Here is a 2,918-nt window from a genome sequence, read left to right as displayed (position 1 = left end):
GTCGAGAATGATCGACTTGCCCGCCCCCGTCTCGCCGGTGAGCGCGGTCAGGCCCTGGCCGATGGACAGGTCCAGCGCCTCGATAAGCACCACGTCGCGGATCCAGAGGCCGATCAGCATCGTGGGCGAAGATGATCCGGAATCGGCGACGCCGAAAGAACTAGTTGGGCTGCGTCGGCGTCGGAGAGGCCGGCGGCGGGGCCAGGCGCTCGGCCGGCGGGCGCACGGTTTCGGACTTCCGGTGCAGGAACGGGATGCGCATCATTCCGCGCCGCTCGCCGCCGGGCTCGGTCGCCGGACGCAGGCCGCGCGAGGTCAGCAGGCGATAGGCGTCGGAATACCAGACGTCGCCCGGATAGTTGAAGCCCAGCACGGCGCCGTTGCGCTTGGCCTCCTCGACCAGGCCCAGGGTCATGTACGACTCCACCAGGCGATAGAGCGCCTCAGGCGTGTGGCTGGTGGTCTGGTATCGGTCGACGACCGTTTTGAAGCGGCCGATGGCGGCCAGGGTGTCGCCCTGGCGCATATACCAGCGGCCAATGGTCATTTCCTTGCCGGCCAGCTGATCGTTGACCATGTCGATCTTCAGACGCGCATCGGCGGCGTATTCGGTGCGCGGGTAGCGCTGGGTGACGTCGCTGAGCGCCGCCAGCGCCTGTCCGGTCGCGGCCTGGTCGCGACCCACGTCGACGATCTGTTCGAAGTAGCAGATCGCCTTGATGTAATAGGCGTAAGCCGCCGTCGCGTTGCCTGGATACAGCGAGATGAACCGGTCCGCATCGGCCACGGCTTCGGGATAGTTGTTGCCCTGGTAGTGGGCGTAGGCCTGCATCAGGATCGCCCGGCGCGACCATTCCGAATAGGGGTGCTGGCGCTCCACTTCCTGGAAGTAGTCGACCGCCTGGCTCCACTGGCCGCGATCCAGCCGGTCGGCGCCGGTGGCGTAGAGCAGCTCCACGGGGCGCTCTTCATAGGCCAGGCGAGGTTTCTTCTTGTTGCCTGCGCAACCGGTCAGGGCCACGGCCGCCATCAGGGCGACGAGCGCCGTACGAGCCCACGGATTACGAAGCAAGGACATCACCTCAATGGACCAAAGCGCGCCCCCGCGCAGCGAGCCTGCTTCTACACCAGCCTATCGCTGGCGCAAATCGGGACTCAGACCGCTTCGGCCACGTCCAGCACCAGACTGCGCCAGCGCCAGGCGTTCGGCCGGGCCAGCAGCGCGCGGACCAGGGCGTTGTTCATGCCGTGGCCGGCTAGCACGCCTTCGAATCGGCCGATCACCGGACCGCCCAGGACGAACAGGTCGCCGATGGCGTCGAGCGTCTTGTGGCGCACGAATTCGTCGGGGCGACGCAGGCCTTCCGGGTTGAGAATGCGGTCGCCCTCGATCACCACAGCGTTGTCCATCGAGCCGCCGCGCGCCAGGCCGATCGCCCGCAGCGCCTCGACCTCGTGCAGGAAGCCGAACGTCCGGCAATTCGCCAGCTCTTTACGGAAAGCCGCCTCGTCCATCTTCAGGTCGACGCGCTGACGGCCGATCGCCGCCGAATCAAAGGCGATCTCGAACGCCGTCTCGAAGCTGTCGGCGGGCGCGAGGCTTGCGCGCTTGTCGCCGTCGCGCACTTCGACACGTTCCAGGATCTCAATGTAACGACGCGGCGCGGATTGCGCCCGCCGGCCTGCCCGGTCCAGCACCTGAACGAACGGCAGCGACGAGCCGTCCATGATCGGCATCTCCGGCCCGTCGATCTCCACCTGGGCGTTGTCGATGCCCAGCATGACCAAAGCCGCCATCAGATGCTCGATGGTCGAGAGCGTCACGCCGGCGGCGTTTTCGATGACGGTGCCGAGCTGGGTCTTGCAGACCGCCTCGCCCGTCGGGCGCAGCCGGTTGTCACGGTCGGTCACGTCGGTGCGGATGAAGACGATGCCGGTGTCGGGCGCAGCAGCGCGCACCGTCACCCGGGTGTGGGCGCCGGTGTGGACCCCGACGCCAGCGAAGACGGCGGGACCTTGGACGGTGTGCTGGAACGCCGATGGGGCCACGTCTGCCGCCTTCCTGTACTCTGGTTCGCCACTGCGGACGCGATGCGCCTGTGTGCCGAATAGGGCTTATGCTGCGGCGCCGCAAAACACTTCCTGTTTCGAACTGTTTCGCCTTTTTGGCGAAGGCCGGGAAGCGACGCTCAAGCACTCTCAAGGTGGTCACGCTCCCAAACCAAAACGCCCCGGAGCGAGCTCCGGGGCGAGGTCAGAGTGCGCGAATCCGAGGATCGGCGCGAAAACCTGAAGATACCTTAACGCTGTTCGTTAATCAGTTGGCGAGCCGGCGCAGGAACGACGGAATCTCCAGATCGTCTTGCTGGTCGGAGATGTGTTCCTCGGGCATCGGCTCCGGCTGTGCGCCGCCGCGAGCCGGTTGCGCGCGAGGGGCCGGAGGCGGCGCGTCGTAGCGCGGACGGCCGCTGAACAGGCTCATGAATCCGCCGCGCTGCTGACGGCGATCATCGTAGGCATGGCTCGGGAACAGCGGTTCGTCCTCGGCTTCAGCCACCGCCGGGTCGACGATGCGGGTGATCGGACGGGTGATCTGCGGCGCAGGCGCGACCGCTTGCGGCGCTGGAACAGGCGCAGCCGCCGGGGTCGACAGCAGGTCGCCCTGCTCTTCATCGTGGCGATAGGTCGCGACCGGCGCAGGTTCCGGAGCCGGCGGAGCGGCGACCACCGGAGGATCGTAGCTCAGTTCAGGCTCACGCGGCGCGGGCGAGGCGTATTGAGCTTGCTGCACCGCAGCACGAGGCTCCACATAGCTGGCGCGGAACGGCTCGGACAGGCTGTCGACACGCAACGGCGGGGCGGTCAGCGGCGCGCGCTCGCGGCGCGGGTCGGTGGCGGCGATCGCTGCGCCGTCCATG

At 67.4% G+C, this 2,918-nt stretch carries 3 protein-coding genes and 1 pseudogene; all 4 read right to left on the bottom strand.

Going from position 1 to position 2,918, the window contains the following annotated elements:
* The coding region (locus Q8M88_RS01105; RefSeq protein ID WP_305594223.1) for a hypothetical protein at window positions 1-120 on the bottom strand (120 nt) is incomplete at its 3' end.
* Window positions 121-160: 40 nt separating this feature from the next.
* A complete protein-coding gene (locus Q8M88_RS01100) occupies window positions 161-1,078 on the bottom strand; it encodes an outer membrane protein assembly factor BamD (protein WP_305594221.1) in 918 nt (305 codons plus the stop codon).
* A 77-nt stretch (window positions 1,079-1,155) separates the two neighbouring features.
* Window positions 1,156-2,049 carry a UDP-3-O-acyl-N-acetylglucosamine deacetylase gene (gene lpxC, locus Q8M88_RS01095; RefSeq protein WP_305594219.1) on the bottom strand — a complete coding sequence of 298 codons (894 nt, stop codon included), beginning with the start codon at window positions 2,047-2,049 and terminating at the stop codon, window positions 1,156-1,158.
* Window positions 2,050-2,317: 268 nt separating this feature from the next.
* Window positions 2,318-2,918 (bottom strand): annotated as a pseudogene (locus Q8M88_RS01090) (cell division protein FtsZ); the annotation flags it as partial.

Source organism: Phenylobacterium sp. (assembly GCF_030693805.1).
Classification (GTDB): Bacteria; Pseudomonadota; Alphaproteobacteria; order Caulobacterales; family Caulobacteraceae; genus Phenylobacterium.
This window is presented reverse-complemented; position numbering and strand designations above follow the sequence as displayed.

Excerpts from the sequence above, each read along its gene's own strand:
- Q8M88_RS01100 (WP_305594221.1), bottom strand. The coding sequence starts at position 1,078 with ATGTCCTTGCTTCGTAATCCGTGGGCTCGTACGGCGCTCGTCGCCCTG.